At 62.2% G+C, this 20878-nt stretch carries 17 protein-coding genes and 2 pseudogenes; 16 read left to right on the top strand and 3 right to left on the bottom strand.

Features of this window, described 5'->3' with window-relative positions; genetic code table 11:
• Positions 1-628 precede the first annotated feature (628 nt).
• Positions 629-1246, bottom strand: a pseudogene (gene istB / locus DIE21_RS32645) (IS21-like element helper ATPase IstB); the annotation flags it as partial.
• 58 nt (positions 1247-1304) lie between these two features.
• Between istB and DIE21_RS38050 the strand changes: the two are divergent.
• A complete protein-coding gene (locus DIE21_RS38050; protein ID WP_260432574.1) occupies positions 1305-2096 on the top strand; it encodes an N-formylglutamate amidohydrolase in 792 nt (263 codons plus the stop codon).
• Between the two features lie 26 nt (positions 2097-2122).
• On the top strand, positions 2123-2437 hold the full coding sequence (locus tag DIE21_RS38345) for a hypothetical protein (protein WP_409364668.1): 315 nt from the start codon (positions 2123-2125) through the stop codon (positions 2435-2437).
• Positions 2438-2532: 95 nt separating this feature from the next.
• Here DIE21_RS38345 and surE read toward each other — a convergent pair whose 3' ends face one another.
• Positions 2533-3327, bottom strand: a complete 795-nt coding sequence (gene surE, locus DIE21_RS32660; RefSeq protein WP_124501546.1) for a 5'/3'-nucleotidase SurE — start codon at positions 3325-3327, stop codon at positions 2533-2535.
• 204 nt (positions 3328-3531) lie between these two features.
• The gene (locus DIE21_RS32665; RefSeq protein WP_124501547.1) at positions 3532-4386 is read right to left on the bottom strand and encodes an IclR family transcriptional regulator; all 855 of its coding nucleotides are present in this window, start codon (positions 4384-4386) and stop codon (positions 3532-3534) included.
• A 298-nt stretch (positions 4387-4684) separates the two neighbouring features.
• Here DIE21_RS32665 and DIE21_RS32670 point away from each other — a divergent pair, with 298 nt between their 5' ends.
• The 14 genes and pseudogenes from DIE21_RS32670 to DIE21_RS32740 all read left to right on the top strand — a co-directional run bounded on the left by DIE21_RS32670 (position 4685) and on the right by DIE21_RS32740 (position 20827).
• Complete coding sequence (locus DIE21_RS32670) at positions 4685-6478, top strand: FAD-dependent oxidoreductase (RefSeq protein ID WP_124501548.1); 1794 nt, start codon at positions 4685-4687, stop codon at positions 6476-6478.
• 290 nt (positions 6479-6768) lie between these two features.
• Complete coding sequence (locus DIE21_RS32675; RefSeq protein WP_124501549.1) at positions 6769-8151, top strand: MFS transporter; 1383 nt, start codon at positions 6769-6771, stop codon at positions 8149-8151.
• A gap of 47 nt (positions 8152-8198) precedes the next feature.
• Positions 8199-8942 (top strand): SDR family NAD(P)-dependent oxidoreductase, encoded by a 744-nt coding sequence (locus tag DIE21_RS32680; protein WP_124501550.1) that lies wholly within the window; start codon positions 8199-8201, stop codon positions 8940-8942.
• 64 nt (positions 8943-9006) lie between these two features.
• The gene (locus DIE21_RS32685; RefSeq protein WP_124501551.1) at positions 9007-9858 is read left to right on the top strand and encodes a sugar phosphate isomerase/epimerase; all 852 of its coding nucleotides are present in this window, start codon (positions 9007-9009) and stop codon (positions 9856-9858) included.
• A 122-nt stretch (positions 9859-9980) separates the two neighbouring features.
• Positions 9981-11024, top strand: coding sequence for a Gfo/Idh/MocA family protein (locus DIE21_RS32690; protein WP_124501552.1), 1044 nt, complete (start codon positions 9981-9983; stop codon positions 11022-11024).
• A gap of 23 nt (positions 11025-11047) precedes the next feature.
• A complete protein-coding gene (locus DIE21_RS32695) occupies positions 11048-11908 on the top strand; it encodes a sugar phosphate isomerase/epimerase (RefSeq protein WP_124501553.1) in 861 nt (286 codons plus the stop codon).
• 835 nt (positions 11909-12743) lie between these two features.
• Positions 12744-13433, top strand: coding sequence for a GntR family transcriptional regulator (locus DIE21_RS32700; RefSeq protein ID WP_185640735.1), 690 nt, complete (start codon positions 12744-12746; stop codon positions 13431-13433).
• A 256-nt stretch (positions 13434-13689) separates the two neighbouring features.
• Positions 13690-14121: pseudogene (locus tag DIE21_RS32710) on the top strand (flavin reductase); the annotation flags it as partial.
• Between the two features lie 148 nt (positions 14122-14269).
• Positions 14270-15310 (top strand): ABC transporter substrate-binding protein, encoded by a 1041-nt coding sequence (locus DIE21_RS32715; protein WP_124501555.1) that lies wholly within the window; start codon positions 14270-14272, stop codon positions 15308-15310.
• 139 nt (positions 15311-15449) lie between these two features.
• On the top strand, positions 15450-16334 hold the full coding sequence (locus DIE21_RS32720; protein ID WP_124501556.1) for an ABC transporter permease: 885 nt from the start codon (positions 15450-15452) through the stop codon (positions 16332-16334).
• 206 nt (positions 16335-16540) lie between these two features.
• The gene (locus tag DIE21_RS32725) at positions 16541-17341 is read left to right on the top strand and encodes an ABC transporter permease (protein ID WP_124501557.1); all 801 of its coding nucleotides are present in this window, start codon (positions 16541-16543) and stop codon (positions 17339-17341) included.
• 11 nt (positions 17342-17352) lie between these two features.
• On the top strand, positions 17353-18459 hold the full coding sequence (locus DIE21_RS32730) for an ABC transporter ATP-binding protein (protein WP_124501558.1): 1107 nt from the start codon (positions 17353-17355) through the stop codon (positions 18457-18459).
• Between the two features lie 11 nt (positions 18460-18470).
• Positions 18471-19178: a GntR family transcriptional regulator gene (locus DIE21_RS32735; RefSeq protein WP_124501559.1), complete on the top strand. Its 708-nt coding sequence runs from the start codon at positions 18471-18473 to the stop codon at positions 19176-19178.
• 188 nt (positions 19179-19366) lie between these two features.
• Positions 19367-20827: an NAD-dependent succinate-semialdehyde dehydrogenase gene (locus tag DIE21_RS32740; protein ID WP_124501560.1), complete on the top strand. Its 1461-nt coding sequence runs from the start codon at positions 19367-19369 to the stop codon at positions 20825-20827.
• The last annotated feature ends 51 nt before the right edge of the window (positions 20828-20878 follow it).

Consider the following 20878-nt stretch of genomic DNA (forward strand, 5'->3'; position numbering starts at 1 on the left):
CCCCCCCCCCCCCCCCCCGCCCCCCCCCCCCCCCCCCCCCCCCCCCCCCCCCCCCCCCCGCCCCCCGCCCCCCCCCCCCCCCCCCCGCTGCAAAACGGATTTGCAAAGGAAATCTGTACTGATGTCCTTGGCGTGTGGCCTGCCGCTCGGCAAGCACCAAGTTCGTATCGGGGAAGTTGCCCGGGGTCGCTTTGCCATGACCTCTTGCCCCAACGCATGCGAATGTCAGTTGAGCCTCTTGCGGCGTCCAGCCGCGAACCCCATGCGTCTGCCTGTCGAGCTGATGCAGCTGCGCGTTGCTACCACAGTGTAGTGTCCGTCGCCAGCCGGCATCACCTCGGATGTCGACGTGCGTGCCGGCAGTAGTGTCAAGGCGGTGAGGGTGGCTAAACGCTTCATATGCCCCGGCGATTGGGGCCACCCACCTCGCAGCCGGGGGAGTTCTGGCTAAGCGTGGATCGGGTCAAACCTAAAACGAAATTCGGACGCTTTATTTAGATTGTCTGGCATGACGTCCCCTCGCTATATCCTGGGCAGCGATTGAAGAAGGCGCCGCATCCTGTGTCAAACGCATTTGAAATCTGAGCCACTTCGCGCCTGATCGCGCAAAGTAAAACTGAGCCAGTCGTTACCTCTTCGATGACGAAACGTGACCGGCTTGGCGTTGCAGTTTCAGCCTGTAGCTGTCTCCTTTGATCTGGATAATGTGGGCGTGGTGCAGGATGCGGTCGAGCATCGCTGCAGTCAGTGTGGTGTTGCCGCCGAAGGTTTCGTCCCACTGCGCAAACGGAAGGTTGCTGGTCAGGATCATCGACCCGCGCTCGTAGCGCTTGGCGACGATCTGGAAGAAGTGGCTAGCCTGATCCCCCGAGAGCGGCAGATAGCCGATCTCGTCGACGATGAGCAACCTCGGGCCGAGAATGTTGTGCCGAAGTACGGCGTCGTATCGCTCCTGTCGGCGCGTGGCCTCGAGCTGCAACATCAGATCCGCCGCCGTGATGAACTTCGTCTTGATGCCGGCCTGTGTCGCGGCATACCCAATGGCGATCGCGAGGTGGGTCTTGCCCACGCCTGACGGGCCTAGCAACACGGCGTTCTCACCCCGCTCGATGAAGCGCAGGGTGGCAAGCTCGTCGATCGTCTTGCGCGGCGCCCCGACGGCGAAACTGTAGTCGTAGTCATCGAGCGTCTTGATGGCGGGGAAAGCTGTTATTCGATGATCCCTTTGACATCGAGCGCCGCTATCAGCCTGGCGAGCGGCGCCATGGTACGAGCATGGGCGAGACAAGAAGCGCAAACCATACGTGTTTCAGAAACTCTGGGCCGATATTGTTCGCGATCTCGGTCTTGACGATCTCCATTTCCACGACTTGCGGCATGAGGCTGTCAGTCGCTTGGTGGAAATGGGGTTGAGCGATCAGGAAGTTGCCGCGATAAGCGGGCAGCGTAACACCGACTGGTTCTTGAACGACTTGTACTCTTTCTTGCCAGGAATGGGGATCACCACCATCTTGGCTACACATAGCCGATATGTCGTCGACGTCAATCGTGATCCCAATTTGGTAGCCCCCGGGGCGTGGTCGGATTCACCGATTACCCTCAGCACCTACGCTGGCGAAGCGATCTATTTGCATGAGCCAACCGCAGCGGAAGCCGTCGGCAGGATTACCTCTTTTCATCGGCCCTTTCATCAGAGGCTAGAGGCAGAAGTTGATGCAATGGTGGAAAATTTCGGTCGCGTTTTGGTGCTCGATCTGCACTCCTTCATGGGACCTACGACTTTCGATGTTTGCCTTGGGAACGGTGGCCATTGCACCACGTCCGTTCAAACGTTCCAGACATTCTTCGCGGCGTATCGAGATGCCGGATTTTCCGTAGGCGACAATACTCCGTTTCGGGGCGGGTACATCGTTCGGCACTATGGTCGGCGTTCGAACGTCGAAACTCTTATGATCGAACTTCGCTACCCGAACTATATAGACTGCTCGCTCATCGATGAAGCGCGGCCTAAGATCGATTACGCACGCTTGATGACTGCGGCTGCGCGAGCACAGGATGTGATTACCTCTGCACTCGAGAGGCTAATAAGCCTCTGAGGGACGTTGTTATCAGACCGCTTACCATGAAACGGATGCTCGAGCCGCGCGCCGATTTGTGCCGTGGTGGACTCGAGCGGGATCACCGGATCCTTCAGCGCACCGCCCTGCATCGGCTTGATGTTTCACCGCTTGGCTGCCACGCGCCACTTCACGGAATCGCCCTTCATTTCTTCATCGCGGGCGACGTGACGAGACGCTTCATCGACAAGACGCCGGAACTGCTCGCATTCGCGAAGCGCGGCGATCGCGCGACGAAGCTGCCGCGCTATCTCTATACGATCTTGGTCAGCAACTCTTTATCCATGCCACCCACACACTGGTCAGCTCATGCATCGTAGATGCACAACCCGCGCTCTGCTGAAAACATTTTGGATATCTGAATAGTAACGTCGAGGCAGTCTTAGTGCATGACGAGCATTCACTGCGAAAGTCGCTATACCATGGCGCCGGCTTGCAGGCCAGATTGCAGCGTCAAAACGGTGTGTTGAGAGGTACGATCAAAGTGTATCGGTGTCACGGAAATGCCGCGGGCACTGATGATTGCGGCCTCGGTGTCAGGCGCATCCGGGCGGCGACCATGTCGGAACCGCATCCAGTGATAGTCAATCTCTCGTGGATCGATGTGCGCAAAGACGTCGATGCTCTCGAAGTAACCTGTCCCTTGCCGCGTAATAGCGAGTGGCCCAGCCTCCGATGCATCGCAGTCCGGAAAATTCACATTCAGACAGGTGGGAGCGTCGTGAGTAATCGACAGCAGTTTTCGAAGAACAGCGGGTGCAAGTGCGCGTGCGGTATCCCAGCGTACGCTTTTGCGGTTCGGTACCGCCTGGCTCAGTGCGATTGAGGGCAGGCCGAGCAGGAGGCCGGTCATGGCTGCCCCGACCGTACCGGAGAACATCGTCTCGATTCCAAGATTGGCCCCGCGATTGATGCCGGACAGCACAAGCGTCGGGGTTGTGTCCTTCATCAGATGGCGCACCGCCATGACAACGCAGTCGCCTGGCGTGCCATGGACGCCGAAGCGGCGTTCGCCACGTTGAGCGATGCGCAGAGGTGAATGCAGGCTGATCGAATGTGATGTTCCGCTCTGGTCGCGTTCGGGCGCCACCACCCATACTTCGTGTGCAAGTTCGGCCGCGACCGCTTCAAGAACTGCGAGCCCCGGCGCGTCAATACCATCGTCGTTGGTTAAAAGTACGCGTTCGATGATAGGTTCGATGTCGGACATCGTGTGCTCCTTTTGTGAAGGGATAGCCCGGTGACGCCGAAACACAGGATGCGTTTGAGGCCGACCCGTGAAAATCGGTCGGGTCACCGGTCAGACATGTAGATGAAGGGCGGAAGGTTGACGGTGTGATGCGTGCAATCACTGGGAGTCTGGCGGGCGAGGGCTCGTGACTGCACCCATAAGCGAATACTGTCAGTAGTCTTGCTACGAAGTAGCGCTTTCGCGTGCCGCCAGGGCGGCGATACCCGGACTCGTCAGGGCCGGCGAACCTGGAATCAGTTGAGCGATTTCACGGGCAGCTTCGATCAGCAGCGGAGCGAACTCGTGCAGCCGCTTTTCGGGTAGCCGGGAAAATGGGCCCGCGACACTGATGACACCAATGGGTTTCCGGGTGAGCGGATGCCTCAATGCAGTGGCGATCGCCGCCATCCAGTCGGTAAATGTCTGGACGGCAATCGCGTAACCCTGCTCACGCGCAGTGTGAATGTGCGCGAGTACCTCGGCGAGGGTCTCTGGCGCCTGTGGGCCATATTCGTCGCGGCTTCCCAGTCCTTGTCTTTCAATGATCTCAAGCGCCTGATGGTCGTCCATGCATGACAACCAGGCGTAGCCTGTCGCCGAACATGACAGCTTTGCAATCATGCCCATATCAGGGTCATATCGCAGTCCGGATCGCGCACCTTGCGACTTGGCGACCCACGTCAACTGATCATTGTCTGCGACGGCGAGGCGAACCAGTTCTCCTGTTGCCGTCGCCAGCCGGTCCAGCACCTGCTGGGCGGCATCAATGTAACCGCTCGAGGCGAGATGACGGAACGCCAATACCTGCAATTTGGTTGTCAGGACATATACGCCACGATCCTGCTCCTGGCGCACGTAGCCGTGATCTGAAAGCGCTGTCAGTAGTCGATGGGTCGCACTACGCGGGATTCGCAAATTTTCTGAGATAAAGGTGAGCGATGCCCCAGCGTCGCTACCCGAGAGCAGTTCGAGAATTGCCAGTCCTCGGTCGAGCAATCCCGAGTACCCGGGCTCGGGCGATGTGACTCCGCCTGCCATCCATACCTCCTTCCGTTTACGACATTGAGCGTTCATTGTACTGGAAGTTTATTCCACTCTGTGTGGAATAATCTTTCTCTCCGGACCTTGCGACATGGCGGCCGGTGTGTGTTCAGCCGGTCGCGCACCTAGACTGGCGCGTCTCCAGGATGCCGAATGCGTCCCGTGTCGACGATGACCAGAGGTAGCGTCCTATCCGTTCTCAACAGCACAGAGATGGGATGGAACAAATTTCCTGTGACATTGGAATTCAATTCCACTAAACTTCTCTCATCGATTGGGGGAATAGGAGGTGGAGATGGCGGAGCGTGAGATGCGCTGTGACTTGCTGGTGATCGGCTCGGGGGCGGCAGGCCTTGCGGCGGCGGTCACGGCCGCCTGGCATGGCCTGAGCGTGGTCGTCATCGAAAAGGACGACGTTCTGGGTGGAGCGAGCGCCTGGTCGGGCGGCTGGATGTGGGTGCCCGGTAACCCGCTCGCCCAACGGGCGGGCATCAATGAAGACCCACAGCAACCGCGCGTGTACCTGCGCAACGAACTGGGTGCGCGCTATGACGCGGCCCGTATCGATGCGTTCCTTGACCAGTGCCCGAACATGGTTTCGTTCTTCGAGACGCACACCGAGCTCAAATTCGTCGATGGCAACGAGATTCCCGACATGCATGGCAATACCCCCGGTGCCGCCACGCGAGGGCATCAGGTTATTGCGGCGCCGTACGACGGGCGGAAAGCGGGAGCGCTGATCAAGCGATTGCGAAAGACGATGCCCGAGACGTCGATTCTCGGCATGCCGATCATGGCCGGTGCCGATCTGTCCGCATTTCTTGGTGTGACGCGCTCATGGCGATCCTTGTTCCATGTCGTTCGGCGCTTTTCACGGCATCTGCTGGATCTTGGGCTACACGGTCGTGCAATGCAGTTGGTGAATGGCGTGGCGCTGATCGCGCGTCTGGCGAAGTCGGCCGAGAATCTGGGCGTCACGATGATGGAGTCCGCTCCCGCCAAGCGCCTGATTTATGACGAAGGTGCCGTTCGCGGTGCGGTTGTTTCGACCCGTAATGGGGAGATCCAGATTCATGCTGCCCGCGGGGTCGTGCTGGCTACGGGTGGTTTTCCGAACGACATTGAGCGCCGCCAGGCTCACTTTCCCCGCAACCCGACTGGCAAGGAACATCTCGCACTCCCGCCGGCCGGTTGCAGTGGCGACGGAATCACGCTGGGTGAATCCGTCGGGGGGCGACTGGTGACCGATCTTGCATCGCCCGCGGCGTGGGCACCGGTGTCGCAGGTTGTCCACCGCGATGGGCGTGTGGGACATTTCCCCCACATTATCGATCGTGCCAAGCCTGGAGTTATTGGTGTACTGCGCAGCGGCAAACGCTTCGTGAACGAAGCCGATGGCTACTACGACTACACGAAAGCAATGATTGACGCGGTTCCGGAAGGGCAGGAGGTCGCATCGTGGCTAATCTGCGACCACCATTTCCAGCGGCGGTATGGGCTTGGTTACGCCCGGCCGTTTCCGGTACCGCTTGCCCCGTTTGTCCGTAGTGGCTACCTGAAGCGCGGAGATTCGATTCAGGCGCTGGCCCGCGAATGTGACATCGACCCTGATGCACTTGTGCAGACGGTGCGCACATTTAACGAGCATGCCCGGCGTGGTGAGGATCCGGTATTTGGTCGTGGCTCGACGCCATTTAACCGCAAAGGGGGAGATCCGCTACATGATGGCCCGAACCCCTGCGTCGCGCCGATCGAACATGGACCGTTCTACGCGGTCAAGGTGCTGCCGGGTAGCTTCGGAACGTTCGCGGGCCTGAAGACCAACGGCGCCGCGCAGGTGCTGGGCGACGGTGATCTGCCGATTACAGGTCTCTACGCGGTGGGCACCGATATGGCGAGTGTGATGGGGGGCTTTTACCCGTCTGGCGGGATCAATCTTGGGCCGGCGATGACCTTTGGGTATATCGCAGGGCGGCATGCCGCGGGGATCAACGAGATGGGGGGCGACGATGCGGACGCACCGAGCCCGGCTTTGGAGAGCAGGCGAGCGGAAATGTGTATCGAACTCGCGGGCGTGCGAATCGCATAGTCGAAGTGGGAGTTGGCAGGGCGATCAAGTTCCACTTCTGGGGACCACGCCGTAGTTAATAGATCAGACTTAAATATCAAAAGTACGATTAGTACAACGATACAAATGATTTAAAGGACCGTGACCCAAGTGGTGCCGACTGGCGGCTGAGCTGCACCGAGAGATCGACTTAAAGAAGCCAGACGGGGCGGCGTCGAGCTCCCAGATTTTGTCGGGGTCGGGCTCAACACGACGCGGCCCTGCTGCGAATACGACCAAAACAGTGCGCTAAATTCAATTTTGGAGACATCATGACAGTAGAGACGTTGCGGGATGAAATCACATCGGCCGCCCGAGATGCGGGCCGGTCCAGCGATGCGGCACACGCATCGGGTACTGGCCATGCTCGAAGGGCGGCAATCGCCGGATGGATCGGCAGTGCGCTCGAATACTACGATTTCTTTATCTACGGCACAGTAGCGGCACTGGTCTTTCCTCAGCTCTTTTTCCCGCCGGGAGATATCGCGGCCGCAACGCTGGCGTCGATGGCGACATTTGGTGTTGCGTACGCGGCGCGGCCGCTCGGATCATTCCTGATGGGGCACTTCGGGGACCGGCTCGGTCGAAAAGTCGTCATGGTGGGCACGCTGTTGCTCATGGGAATTTCGACATTTCTCGTGGGCTGTCTGCCAACCTATCAGAATGCCGGTCTACTGGCGCCAGCCTTGCTGGTGACCCTGCGTTTCCTGCAAGGTATTTCTGCTTCGGGAGAACTCGCGGGCGCGAGTTCGATGTGCTTCGAGCATGCACCGCAGCACCGGCGCGGCTATTACACCAGCTGGACACTGAGCGGCACGCAGGGCGGCCAGGTCCTCGCGCCTGCCGTGGTCTTGCCGCTGGCGGCCTTTCTGCCTACCGACCAGTTCATGGCCTGGGGTTGGCGCGTTCCTTTTTGGCTTAGTGCGATCGTCGTTGTTGTGGGCCTCGTTGTACGAGCAAAGCTCGAAGAGACGCCGGCCTTTGAGAACAAGGCCGCACACGAAAAGGTCAAGAACATGCCGCTGAAGGTTCTGTTCGCGAGCTATCGCAAGGAACTGACCCAGATATTCTTCACGGTGCTGCTAGCCTCAGTCGGCACCACGTTTGCCGTGTTCGCGCTGTCGTTCTCCCGCATCCAGAGTCAGCCAATCAGTACCTCGACGATGCTCTGGACGGCTGCGCTTGCAAATCTGCTGGCGGTCTTCACCATTCCGGTCTGGGGCGCGTTGTCAGATCGGGTAGGGCGTCGGCCGGTGTTGGTTGCAGGCAACGTCCTGTGTGCGATCGGCTTGGTGTTTTTCCTCTGGTCGATCACAACGGGTCATGAAACATGGGTGCTTTGTTTCGGGGTTTTCCTCGGGGGTCTGGCATACGGGATGAACAACGCCGTATATCCGGCGCTGTTTGGCGAACGCTTTTCGACGGATGTCCGCATGTCCGGGGTGGCTGTCGGCACGCAATTGGGTGTCGGCGTGGCGGGATTTGCTCCGCTGATCGAGTCGGCGCTGATGGGCCGGTGGGGCACCCAGCCGTGGGTTCTTCCCGCCGTCTTTGCGGCTACTGTCTGTCTGATTTCGTCGGTTGCGGCACTGACGATGCGCGAAGCTCACACGGTGCCGTTGGAACAATTAGGACGTCGCGAAAAACAGGGTTGATGTCTTGGTGTCACGATTTTTGTGGAAGTTTTGGTTAGGAACGGATGATGAACAAACTTGATCTTGCAAACCGCGTGGCTATTGTGACGGGCGGCTCGGGTGGAATCGGACTGGCTATTGCCGAACGCCTCATCGCTTCCGGTGCGAAAGTCGTTCTCTGGGACCTCAAATCAGACGCAGTGCAGGCCGCGGCAGAACGGGTAGGTGCAGTGTTGACGACCCAGGTTGACGTGACCAATGACGAGAGCGTGCAAGCGGCAGTGGAATTGGCCGCGTCGAAGCTCGGGGCGATTGACATCCTTGTCAATTCAGCGGGAATCAACGGCGCCATCGAAAAGGTCGAAGCATATCCGGTCGATTCGTGGCGACAGGTGCTTGAAGTCAATCTCACTGGGACGTTCCTTTGCTGCAAGGCCGTGATCCCCTATTTGCGGCGGGCTCGCAACGGCCGAATCGTGAACCTGGCGTCGATCGGCGGCAAAGATGGCAACCCGAACCAGTCTGCCTATAGTGCATCGAAGGCGGGTGTGATGGCACTTACGAAATCGCTGGGCAAGGAACTGGCGGACACCGAGATTCGGGTCAATTGTGTTGCTCCGGCTGCGATCGAATCCGAAATGCTCTCGGCCATGACAGACGCTCAACGGAAACTCGTTGTCGACAAGATTCCGATGGGGCGACCTGGTCGGCCGGATGAGGTCGCTGCACTCGTCGCTTGGTTGTCGACCGAAGATTGCTCCTTTTCGACTGGTGCTACGTTCGATGTGTCGGGCGGGCGTGCGACGTACTGACGGGGAGATCGCCGGGCGCGCACATGCGATTCGGCGTTTCTGAAACAACGATTTGGGAGAAGAGATGACTGTACCTGAACTCCGGCCACTGTCGCTGGCCGCACTGACCGTTCTTGAGCTGACGCCACCTCAGATGGTTCGATGTGCCAGCGAGTCGGGATATGACTATGTCGGTCTGCGACTGCTGCCGGCGACCGAAACTGAGGTGCATCACGACGTCATCGGCGATGCCGCGCTAAAGCGCGAAGTCCTCGCAGTATTGCGAGACACGGGGGTGCGTGTGCTCGACGCGGAGATTCTGCGGCTCAAGCCTGAGACTGACGTGCGCGCATATTTGCCGATGCTCGAGACCGCTGCGGAACTTGGCGCACGGTACGTACTGGTGGCTGGTAACGATCCGGACGAAAACCGCCTGGTCGACAATCTCGGCCGTCTTTGCGATCTTGCTGAGCCGCTGGGTCTTTCGCCGTCTGTCGAGCCGATGCCGTGGACCGATGTCAGGGACATCGAGGCGGGCGCGCGCGTCATTCGTGCGAGTGGTCGGAAGAACACCGGGCTCATCATCGATCCGATTCACTTTGATCGCGCTGGAACATCGGCCGATGCATTGAGTGCGTTGCCACGGGAGTACTTTGGTTACCTGCAGTTTTGTGACGCCAGCCCACAGCGCCCGACTGACCTGGACACATTGCTTTTTCAGGCGCGTTGTGAGCGCATGATTCCCGGCGAGGGGGGCATTGACCTTCGGGGTATCCTGCGCGCCTTGCCGATGCATCTGCCAGTCAGTGTCGAAGTTCCCAACCAGCGCTGGGCGCAGAGCACACCGGCACTGGCACGCGCGCGCCGCTTGCGCGAGGCGACGCTTGCAGTGATTGAGTCGGCGCTGGCGGCACCCGGTGGTTGCCGCGGCGTGTAAGGACCTGCGCCGCGTGGCGCGAACATCCATTAACTCCGGGTCAAACCTTCGGCTGCAGCCCCAAAAGCGCCTTCGGTAAGACCCGATCGAGACAAACCCGCTAAGCGACAGAGAAGAGGAAAATGGCGAAGGCACGCTTGGCAGTAATTGGCGCGGGGGCAATTGGCAGGATGCATGTTGAACGAGCGCGTTCGCATGCCGACGTTGAAGTTGTTGCGCTCGCGGACCCGTCGTCGGCCGCACAGGAGTTTGCGCGGGCGAACGGATTGCGCTGGTTTGCGGACTACGCCGTGATGCTGGACGAGATTCGTCCCGCAGGGGCGATCGTTGCGACGCCAAATGCGACTCATATGGAGATCGGACTGGCCTGTATTGCGCGTGGTGTGCCGGCGCTCATTGAAAAACCGATTGCGGACAACGTTCAAGACGCCACGCGCCTGACGCGCGCGGCGCGTGACGCGGGTGTGCCGCTGCTAGTGGGCCACCAGCGGCGGCACAATCCGATCCTGCGCCGCGCGCGGGAGGTAATCCAGTCCGGCCGCCTCGGCCAGCTCGTCGCTGCAAATGGTCTCGCGGCATTTTTCAAGCCCGATCCGTATTTCGATGTCGAGTGGCGGCGTACCGTGGGCGGTGGCCCGGTGCTGATCAACCTGATTCACGATATCGACATCATGCGCTTTCTGATGGGCGAGATTGTCGAGGTGCAGGCGCAGTCCTCCAATGACGTGCGCGGGTTCGAAGTGGAGGACACCGCAGCCGTGCTGCTACGCTTTCAGAACGGCGCGCTCGGCACCTTGGCTGTTTCGGATTGCGCGGTGTCTCCGTGGAATTGGGATCTGGCAGCGGGCGAAGCGGCCCATTATCCGCGCCAGCAGGTCAATACGCATTTCCTGCTTGGCACCAACGCCTCGTTGACACTGCCGCTACTCGATGTCTGGGAATACCGCGACAACAAGGGTTGGCACGAAGCTCTGACGGTTGAGCGTTGCACGCCACACGCAGCTGATCCCTACTACGAGCAGTTGCGACACTTCTCGGCTGTCATTGCCGGGAAGGAGGTGCCGATTTGTCCGGCCATTGACGGGACGCGCACGCTGGCCGCGACGCTGGCTATTCATGATGCAGTGGTTGCGCGCTCAACCGTGACGGTCCCCGATGTGGAATAAGCTCTTGTAACCGGGTAATACGGATGAAAGCAAGCGTTGAGATTCGCAATATGTCGTTGGCCAACTTGACGGTTGGGCGTACGCCACAGGCGGAGCTTGTCTGGGCTGCAGCAAAATCCGGTTTCGGGAAAGTCGGCCTCCTTGTAATGACGGCCACGTCTCATCCGCTGCACCACGAGGTCCTGGGCAAACCGGAGGTCATCCGTGAGATCAAAACGGCGCTTCGCGAAACGGGCGTGCGTGTCTTTGACATCGAGGCATTTGTGTTATCGCCACTGACGGATCTGGAGCGCTTCAAGCCAGCACTTGAGCTCGGTGCGGAACTCGGCGCGACCCACATTTCATCCATCGGTACCGAACTCGCACCCCATGCGACTTTTCTTTCCCGCCCGCAGCGCATTGACCTTTTTGGTCGTCTGTGTGAGCAGGCCGCGGGTTTCGGTCTTTCCGTTGGCATAGAGTTCATGTTGTACCGCGATATCAGGACTTGGCGGGACGCATTGGATCTTGTTGAGGCCGCGGGCAGTTCCAACGCCGGCCTGATTCTTGATGTCCTCCACTTTCACCGGGGCGGCGGTACAGCGTCGGACATCGGGCAAATTCCGGCGGAACGGATTGCATATGCACAGCTGAGCGATTGCGAGCGGATCGCCCCGCCTCTGGAAGGACTTGCCGGTGAAGCGCGTACGTCACGGCTTCATCTCGGCGACGGTGTCATCCCGCTGCACGGGATTCTCGGTGAACTTCCAGCGCAGGTTCAGCTCGTCATAGAGACACCCGTTGCCGCCGAAGCGACGTCTTCGACGCTCGAGCGAGCACAGTCAGCGGCCCAAAACATTACTGCTTTCTTTTCTACGCGGTACGAGGCTCCCGGCGGCGCATAAGTATCGCGTTCCGGACGGTGCGAATCGAAAAGTAGGAGGCTTTGGCAAGGAGCGCTCAGGAGCAGCCGGGTGAGGTGGTAGCCGAGATCGGCAAGCTCCAGGTGAAGCTTCAGTGGTATCCGATGTCGTTTGAATGCACCTGCCACGCTTGAGATTGGCGTCCGACTGCATTTTCTGGATGCGCGCAGACTGTGCGCATCCACGTGCAACCAATCGCCGTCTTTGAATCCGGGGCATACCAGGTCGGACGTTCGCTTTAGACGAGGCGCTTTCTTGTTTATCAGCCGGCGCTCTTATTTCGTGCGCTGCGAGTCACGGTGCCCGAGACCAACAGCAGCTGTGTCGTTGGCTTGCAGAGCGGCAGCCAGTATCGATAGAACAGATTTCGTTTGCAAATGCGAACCTCGGCGACAGCTTTCTTTGCATCGAATCTGCTAAGTGATTGATTTCATTAGAGCGTGAGAAGGGGGCTTTAGGCGGGGACCCACCGACGCCGCGATGGAGGTGCGACAGCGCGCGTCATCGGGGACTCGTGACGTTTTAGACTTCATCTCGAAGAAGCCAATAAATACAAGGGTTTGGCAGCGTCAGAACAGTTTTCTTTGCCGGCGCCTACGAGGTTGCAGGCTACCTAAAACAGGTTTCTTTGCCCTAAAACGACAGCACAGGTTTCTTTGCTCCGGGACAGGTTTCATTTGCAAAGAACCAGCAGGTGGTGCGCGCGGCGGCGCGCGGGATGGAAAGCGCTGACAGTTAGGTCATAATATGGCATTCCATGCCTGTGTCCGGCTCCCGGCCTGCCGCAGGCCAAATACCCGTTTCCAGAGTGCCGCCCATGCAAGACCTCAAAATCGACCGCAATGCCAAGACGTTGCGCGAACTGACGCTCGACAAACTGCGCGGTGCGATCGTGCAGGGCTATTTCCGGCCCGGCGCGCGGCTCGTCGAACGCACGCTGTGCGATGAGCTCGGCGTGAGCCGCACGGTGGTGCGCGAGGTGCTGCGGCACCTGGAGACCGAAGGGCTGGTCGAGACCGTGTCGCGACAAGGGCCGGTGGTTGCGAGGCTCGATCCGGAGCAGGTGGGCGAGATCTACGAGCTGCGCGGCCTGCTCGAAGCCAATGCCGCGCGCGCATGCGCCGAGAGCGCGACACCCGAAGTCGTGCGGCAGCTGCGCGAGGTCCGCGCGGTGATCGAGGATGCGTTCGAGAAACAGGAACTGCCGCGTGTGCTCGAGTACACCGAGCGCTTCTATGAGACGCTGTTCGAAGCGGCCGGCAAGCAGGTGTCGCTGACGGTCGTCAAGACGCTCAACGCGCGCATCAACCGGTTGCGCGCATTGACCATCGCGATGCCGGGCCGCGGCGGCGACTCGAACACCGAGATGAACCGCCTGCTCGACGCGATCGAGCGGCGCGACGGCGATGCGGCTTCGGCAGCGTCGGCCGCGCACATCAAGCGCGTTTCCGAGCTGGCGCTGTCGGCGCTCGCGCGGCAGCAGGACGAGGCAGTCAGCGACACCTGACGGAATCCCGGGCGCGGGATCGAGACGCGCGCGTGAACAGCAAAGGCCGCCGGCACCCTCCCGGCGGCCTTTTGTTTTGTCTGTCGATTCGACTGGCACGACTCATGGTATTCCATAATACGATGTTCATTGTTGTAGCCCATAAGATGGCATACCATAATCTCATCGAGTAACGCAGGGACCACGGGAGCACGCCATGACTGAGTCGATGACCGGATCAATCGCGCAACAGGCATTCGACATGCTCGGATTCCGCCGCGCGCAGGTGGGCGCGATTCTCGAACATCGCGACGGGCTCGTGCTCGTCGATACGCCGCAAGGCGTGCGCTTGCCGACCGGCATCCGGCTCGGACCGGCGAGCGACGCGGCGAGCCTGCGCGGCGTGCTCGCGAAGCTTGGCCTCAACGCGCATCTCGACTGCCTGTTTGCCGTATTCGAATCGGCCGGCGGGCGCGGCCCGGGCGTCCATATCTATTACCGCGGCCGCGTGATCCCCACCGGTTCGCCGTGGTTCGACAGCAGCATTCGCATCGTGCCGCTCTGGCAGGTTCCGTGGGACGAGATCACCGATACCGCGGTGCGCTCGATGCTCGAACGCTACGTGCATGAACGCCGGCAGGACGCGTACGGCATCTATGTCGGCGACACGGAAGCCGGCACGGTCCAGCCGCTGGCCCTCGCGCACTGACGGCATCGGCCGGCAGCGGCGCGCCGCAGTGATGAAACACAAGATCGAGAAGCCGGCGCGACTGATGCCGCCGGCCGGAGTACGCGTATTCGAATGGCTGCCGTCCCGGCGGCCGCGAGCCGCAACCGTTTCCCCCTGGAGAGAGACCATGAGCAGCAGAAGCATCCCGCGTGTCGCAGCATCCCGCCTTGCCTGTATCGCACCGTTGGTCGTGCTGTGCGCCGCGCCCGCACTGGCCGCGGACCCGATCGTGTTCACGAGCTGGGGCGGCACGACCCAGTCGTCGCAACAAAAGGACTGGGCGCAGCCGTTCACGCAGGCGAGCGGCATCAACGTGCTGATGGACGGGCCGACCGACTACGGCAAGCTCAAGGCGATGGTCGACAGCGGCAACGTGAGCTGGGACGTGGTCGACGTGGAGGGCGACTTCGCGTATGCGGCGGAGAAGGCCGGCCTGATCGAGCCGATCGACTATTCGGTGGTGAAGAAGGCCGAGCTCGACCCGCGCTTCGCGACGCCTTCCGCGGTCGGCAGCTTCTATTACTCGTTCGTGCTCGGCTACAACAAGGCGAAGTACACGGGCGCGCAGCCGCAAAACTGGGCGGACCTCTTCGATACCAAGCGTTTCCCGGGCAAGCGCACGTTCTACAAGTGGTCGGCGCCGGGCGTGCTCGAAATCGCGCTGCTCGCCGACGGCGTCGCGCCCAACAAGCTGTATCCGCTCGATCTCGACCGCGCGTTCAGGAAGCTCGACTCGATCAAGGGCGACATCGTCTGGTGGAGCGGCGGCGCGCAGTCGCAGCAGCTGCTTGCATCCGGCGAGGCGCCGGTCGGCATGTTCTGGAACGGCCGCCTGCATGCGCTTGCACAGACCGGCGTGCCGGTCGGCATGTCGTGGAACCAGAACCTGACCGCCGCCGACATGCTCGTGATCCCGAAGGGCGCGAAGCATCGCGACGCGGCGATGAAGTTCCTGGCCGCCGCGACGAGCGCGCAGGCCCAGGCGAAATTCGCGGCCGATACGGGCTATGCGCCGATCAACGTGAAGTCGGCCGCGCTGATGGCGCCGGCCATCGCCAAGACGCTGCCCGACCAGTACAAGACCTCGCAGATCAATCTCGACATGAAGTACTGGGCCGAGAACCGCGACGCGATCGCGAAGCGCTGGTACGCGTGGCAGTCGAAGTAAGCCCGCGGAACGACGTACGGACCTGAACGCCGTTCAGGAAGCCGAACCGGATCGAACCGGCCCGGTCGAGCAACGAACCTGCATGGGGCCGGCGGTAACGGGCACTGAAGTGCCGACGCTGGCCGACAAAGGAGACACCATGCCAAACGTATTGAGTACTGTCACGCATCCGCCCGCGCCGGCCGCGCGCAAGCGGCGCGACTGGCGCAGCATCAGGCTGGTGACGCCCGCGATGCTGCTGCTCGTGATTTTCTTCCTGCTGCCGGTGCTGTCGCTGCTGTTGCGCAGCGTGCTCGAGCCGACGCCCGGCCTGCACAACTACGCGCAACTGCTCGGCTCGACGACGTATGTGCGCGTGTTCGGCAATACGTTCCTCGTGGCCACGGTCGTGACGCTCGTCACGCTCATCGTGGGCTTCCCGATGGCATGGCTGCTCGCCATCGCGCCGCGCAAGCTCAGTTCGGTGCTGTTCGCGATCCTGCTGCTGTCGATGTGGACCAACCTGCTCGCACGGACGTTCGCGTGGATGGTGCTGCTGCAGGGGACCGGGCCGATCAACCGCGCGCTGATGGCGATCGGCGTGATCCATGAGCCGCTCGCGCTCGTGAACAACCTGACCGGCGTGACGATCGGCATGACCTACATCATGCTGCCGTTCCTCGTGATGCCGCTGCATGCCACGCTGCGCGGCATCGACCCGTCGACGCTGCGCGCCGCCGCGGTGTGCGGCGCGAGCCGCTGGCAGGCGTTCTGGCGCATCCTCGTGCCGCTCGCGATGCCGGGCGTCGCCTCCGGCGCGCTGATGGTGTTCGTGATGGCGCTCGGCTACTTCGTCACGCCCGCGCTGCTGGGCGGCCCGTCCTACATGATGCTCGCGGAACTGATCGCGCAGCTCGTGCAGTCACTGCTGAACTGGGGCCTCGCCGGCGCCGCGGCATTCGTGCTGCTCGCCGTGACGCTCGCACTCTATGCGTTGCAGCTGCGCTTCACCAACAGCGCGCGCGCCACCACGGGAGGTCGCTGAGATGAAACAACCCCCACGCTCACTACGTTCGCTGTCGACCGGAGTTTGCGCTTCAGCGCTTGCTCCGGTCCCATGCAAAGCTCCCCCCGAGGGGGCGTCAGCCGTCCACGGCCGTCTTTGCAAAGCCGGCCGGCTGCGCGGGCGCGGAGCGATGCTCCGCGAATTCCCCGCTACGCCCCTTTGGGCGGCCCGGCGGGAGGACTGACATGTTGCTCGATTTCGATCGCCTGGGCGCGCTGCGCTGGATCCTCGTGGCCGTGGGCGCGGCCGTTGCGCTGTTCCTTTTGTTGCCGATCTTCTTCATCGTCGCGCTGTCGTTCGGCGATTCGCAGTGGCTCATCTTTCCGCCGCCGGGCTGGACGCTGGAGTGGTACCGGCAGCTGTTCACCGATGCGGGCTGGATCGACTCGCTGCTGACCAGCGCGAAGCTGGCGGTGATCGTCACGGCGCTTTCCGTCGCGATCGGGTTTCTCGCGTCGCTGGCGCTCGTGCGCGGCAAGTTTCGCGGCCGCGAGGCCGTGCGGGGCTTCTTCCTCACGCCGATGGTGCTGCCCGTCGTCGTGCTCGCCGTCGCGCTCTATGCGTTCTTCCTGCGCATCGGCCTGAACGGCACGATGACCGGCTTCGTGATCGGCCACCTGATCATCGCGCTGCCGTTCTCGATCATCTCGATCAGCAATTCGCTCGTGAGCTTCGACACGGCGCTGGAAGACGCCGCGCTGATCTGCGGGGCGTCGCCGCTCACGGTGAAGCTGCGGGTCACGCTTCCCGCGATCCGGCTCGGCCTGTTTGCCGCCGCGATCTTCGCGTTCCTCGCATCGTGGGACGAAGTCGTGGTGTCGATCTTCATGTCGAGCCCGACGCTGCAAACGCTGCCCGTGCGGATCTGGGCGACGTTGCGGCAGGACCTGACACCCGTCGTCGCGGCCGCGTCGTCGCTGCTCGTCGCGCTGACGACCGTATTGATGCTGGCGAGCGCCATCGTGCGCCGCGCACGTGCCAACTGAGGTAACACGCTATGACTGCATTCCTGCAAATCCAGCGCCTGCGCAAGACCTACGACGATGTCGTCGCGATCGACCAGGTGTCGCTCGACGTCCGCAAGGGCGAATTCATGACCTTCCTCGGACCGTCGGGTTCGGGCAAGAGCACCACGCTCTATATCGTCGCGGGCTTTCAGGAGCCGACCGACGGCCGCGTGCTGCTCGACGGCAAGCCGCTGCTGTCCGTCGCGCCGAACCAGCGCAACATCGGGATGGTGTTTCAGCGCTATACGCTGTTTCCGCATCTCACCGTGGGCGAGAACGTCGCGTTTCCGCTGCGGGTGCGCCGCCGGCCGGAAGCCGAAATCCGCGCGAAAGTGGAGCAGATGCTGAAACTCGTGCATCTGTCCGAGTGCCGCGACCGGATGCCCGCGCAGCTCTCCGGCGGGCAACAGCAGCGCGTCGCCATCGCGCGTGCGCTCGCGTACGATCCGCCCGTGCTGCTGATGGACGAGCCGCTCTCCGCGCTCGACAAGAAGCTGCGCGAGGAAATCCAGCTGGAACTGCGCCGCATTCACCAGGAAACGGGCGTGACGATCCTGTATGTCACGCACGACCAGGAGGAGGCGCTGCGCCTGTCCGATCGCATCGCCGTGTTCAACCAGGGCCGCATCGAGCAGGTCGGCACCGGCGAGGAGCTCTATGCGAACCCGGCGTCACGCTTCGTCGCGAGCTTCATCGGCAATTCGAATTTCCTGCCGGTCAAGGTGACGAAGCACGGCGACGGCCGCATCGGCGGCGTGTTCCCCAACGGCCTCGAGATGGCGTCCGACATGTTCCATCCGACGCTCGCCGCCGGCGACGAAGGTGCGCTGATGATCCGCCCGGAACAGATGCGCATCTGCTCGCTGCAACGCGCCAGCGGTTCGAATGATTCGAGCGGCACGGCAGGCCTGCCGGTGACCGTGCGCGACGTCACCTATCTCGGCGATGCGATGCACTACGCGGTGGCGACGCCGTGGCAGCAGGAAATCTCGATCCGCATGCCGGCCGCTCACCGGCACGACAACGGCATCGTGATCGGTGCGCAGGCGCTCGTCGACTGGGACGCGCGCGACGTGCGCCTGTTCGCGCAAGCCTGACGGCGGCAGCCATGCGTCCCGCCCTGCCGTCCCTGAAAGTCCAGCGGCCCACCGCCACGCTGCGCGAGCTCGCGCTCGAGAAAATGCGTGCCGCGATCCTCGACGCGCATTTCCAGCCGGGCGAGCGGCTGGTCGAGCGCGCGTTATGCGAGATCCTGGGCGTGAGCCGAAGCGTCGTGCGCGAGGTCCTGCGGCATCTGGAAACGGAAGGGCTGGTCGCGTCGATCCCGAACCAGGGGCCGATCGTCGCGATCCTCGACTTCGACACGGCGGCCGAGATCTACGAAATACGCGCGTTGCTGGAGGGCGAGGCGGCGATGGCCTGTGCGCAGCATGCCGACGAGCCGCTCGTGGCCGATCTGGCCGCGTGTATCGACCGGATCCAGCAAGCGTTCGACGCACAGGATCATGCGACGGTGAAGGCGCTCACGTCGGCATTCTATGAGCGCATGTTCATCGCCGGGAAAAAGCACGTCGCGTGGGAGGTCGTGCAGACGCTGATCGCGCGGATCAACCGGTTGCGTGCGCTGACGATCGCTTCCGACGATCGCGGCCACCAGGCGGTCGAGGAAATGCGCGAGATTCTCGCGGGCATCGCGACGGGAAATGGTGCGGCGGCGCGCGAGGCTGCCATCGCGCACGTGCACCGGGTAGCCGAGATCGCGCGCAAGCTGCTGGCCCACGGTCACGAAAGTGCGTCGTGGCGTCAGGCGGGGTAGTGCGTACTACTTCGCGGCGGCGTGCCTGTCGACACGACTTTGCACTGCGAAATGAGAAACGGGATCGCGAAGAGCGGGAAGTGCTGCCCGCGCAGCGTCGCTGCCCACCGTCTTTTGAAATTTTCGGTATCAGCGGCCCGGATTTTCCCGGGGCCGCCTGATGCATTTTTATCCCGGAAGGAACGAACGTGGAATTGAAAACGCTGTTGAAGGATCCGGCGCTTTTGCGTCATCAGGCTTATATCGATGGGCAATGGTGCGAGGCCGACTCGGGCGAGCAATTGGAGGTGTTCGACCCGGCGACGGGCGCAACGCTTGGCAGCGCACCGCTGATGGGCGCGGCGGAGACGTCGCGCGCGATCGACGCCGCGAATGCGGCATGGCCGGCGTGGCGTGCCAGGACGGCGAAGGAGCGCGCGCGCATCCTGCGCCGCTGGTACGAACTCATGCTCGAGCACGCCGACGATCTCGCGCTGATTCTCACGGCCGAGCAGGGCAAGCCGCTTGCCGAGGCGAAGGGCGAAATCGTCTACGGGGCCTCGTTCATCGAATGGTTCGCCGAAGAGGGCAAGCGCGTGGCCGGCGACACGCTCGCGACACCCGCATCGGACAAACGGCTCGTGGTCGTCAAGGAGCCCGTGGGCGTGTGCGCGGCGATCACGCCGTGGAATTTCCCGAACGCGATGATCACGCGCAAGGTCGGGCCGGCGCTCGCAGCCGGCTGCCCGATCGTCGTGAAGCCGGCCGAGGCGACGCCGTTCTCGGCGCTCGCGCTGGCGGTGCTTGCCGAGCGCGCGGGGGTGCCGAACGGCGTGCTCAACATCGTCACCGGCGACCCGAAGGCGATCGGCGGCGCGATGACGGGTAGCCCGATCGTGCGCAAGCTGTCGTTTACCGGATCGACCGGCGTGGGGCGGCTGCTGATGGCGCAAAGCGCGCCCACCGTGAAGAAGGTGACGCTCGAGCTCGGCGGGAACGCGCCGTTCATCGTGTTCGACGATGCCGATCTCGATGCCGCCGTCGAAGGTGCGATCGCTTCGAAGTACCGCAACAACGGCCAGACGTGCGTGTGCACCAATCGCTTCTACGTGCATGACCGCGTGTACGACGCGTTCGCCGCGAAGCTGGTGGCCGCGGTGCAGGGTCTGAAGGTGGGACACGGCACCGAAGGCGGCGTGACGCTCGGGCCGCTGATCAACGATGCGGCCGTCGACAAGGTCGAAGCGCATATCGCGGACGCCCTCGACAAAGGCGCGACGCTCGCCACGGGTGGCAAGCGGCATGCGCTCGGGCACGGTTTCTTCGAGCCCACGGTGCTCGTGAATGTCACCGCGCAGATGGACGTGGCGAGCGAGGAAACGTTCGGGCCGCTCGCGCCGCTGTTCCGCTTCTCGAGCGACGACGAGGTGGTGAAGCTCGCCAACGACACCGAGTTCGGGCTCGCCGCGTACTTCTACAGCCGCGACATCGGGCGTGTCTGGCGGGTGGCCGAGCAGCTCGAATACGGGATGGTCGGCATCAACACGGGCCTCATTTCGAACGAGGTCGCGCCGTTCGGCGGCGTGAAGCAGTCGGGGCTCGGCCGCGAAGGGTCGCATTACGGCATCGACGATTACCTCGTCGTCAAGTACCTGTGCATGGCGGTTTGATCGCCGGTTCGCGTGACCGGGAGGGGAACCATGCGGCTCGGCGCGTTCATC

Source organism: Burkholderia sp. Bp9140, from assembly GCF_003853425.1.
GTDB lineage: Bacteria > Pseudomonadota > Gammaproteobacteria > Burkholderiales > Burkholderiaceae > Burkholderia.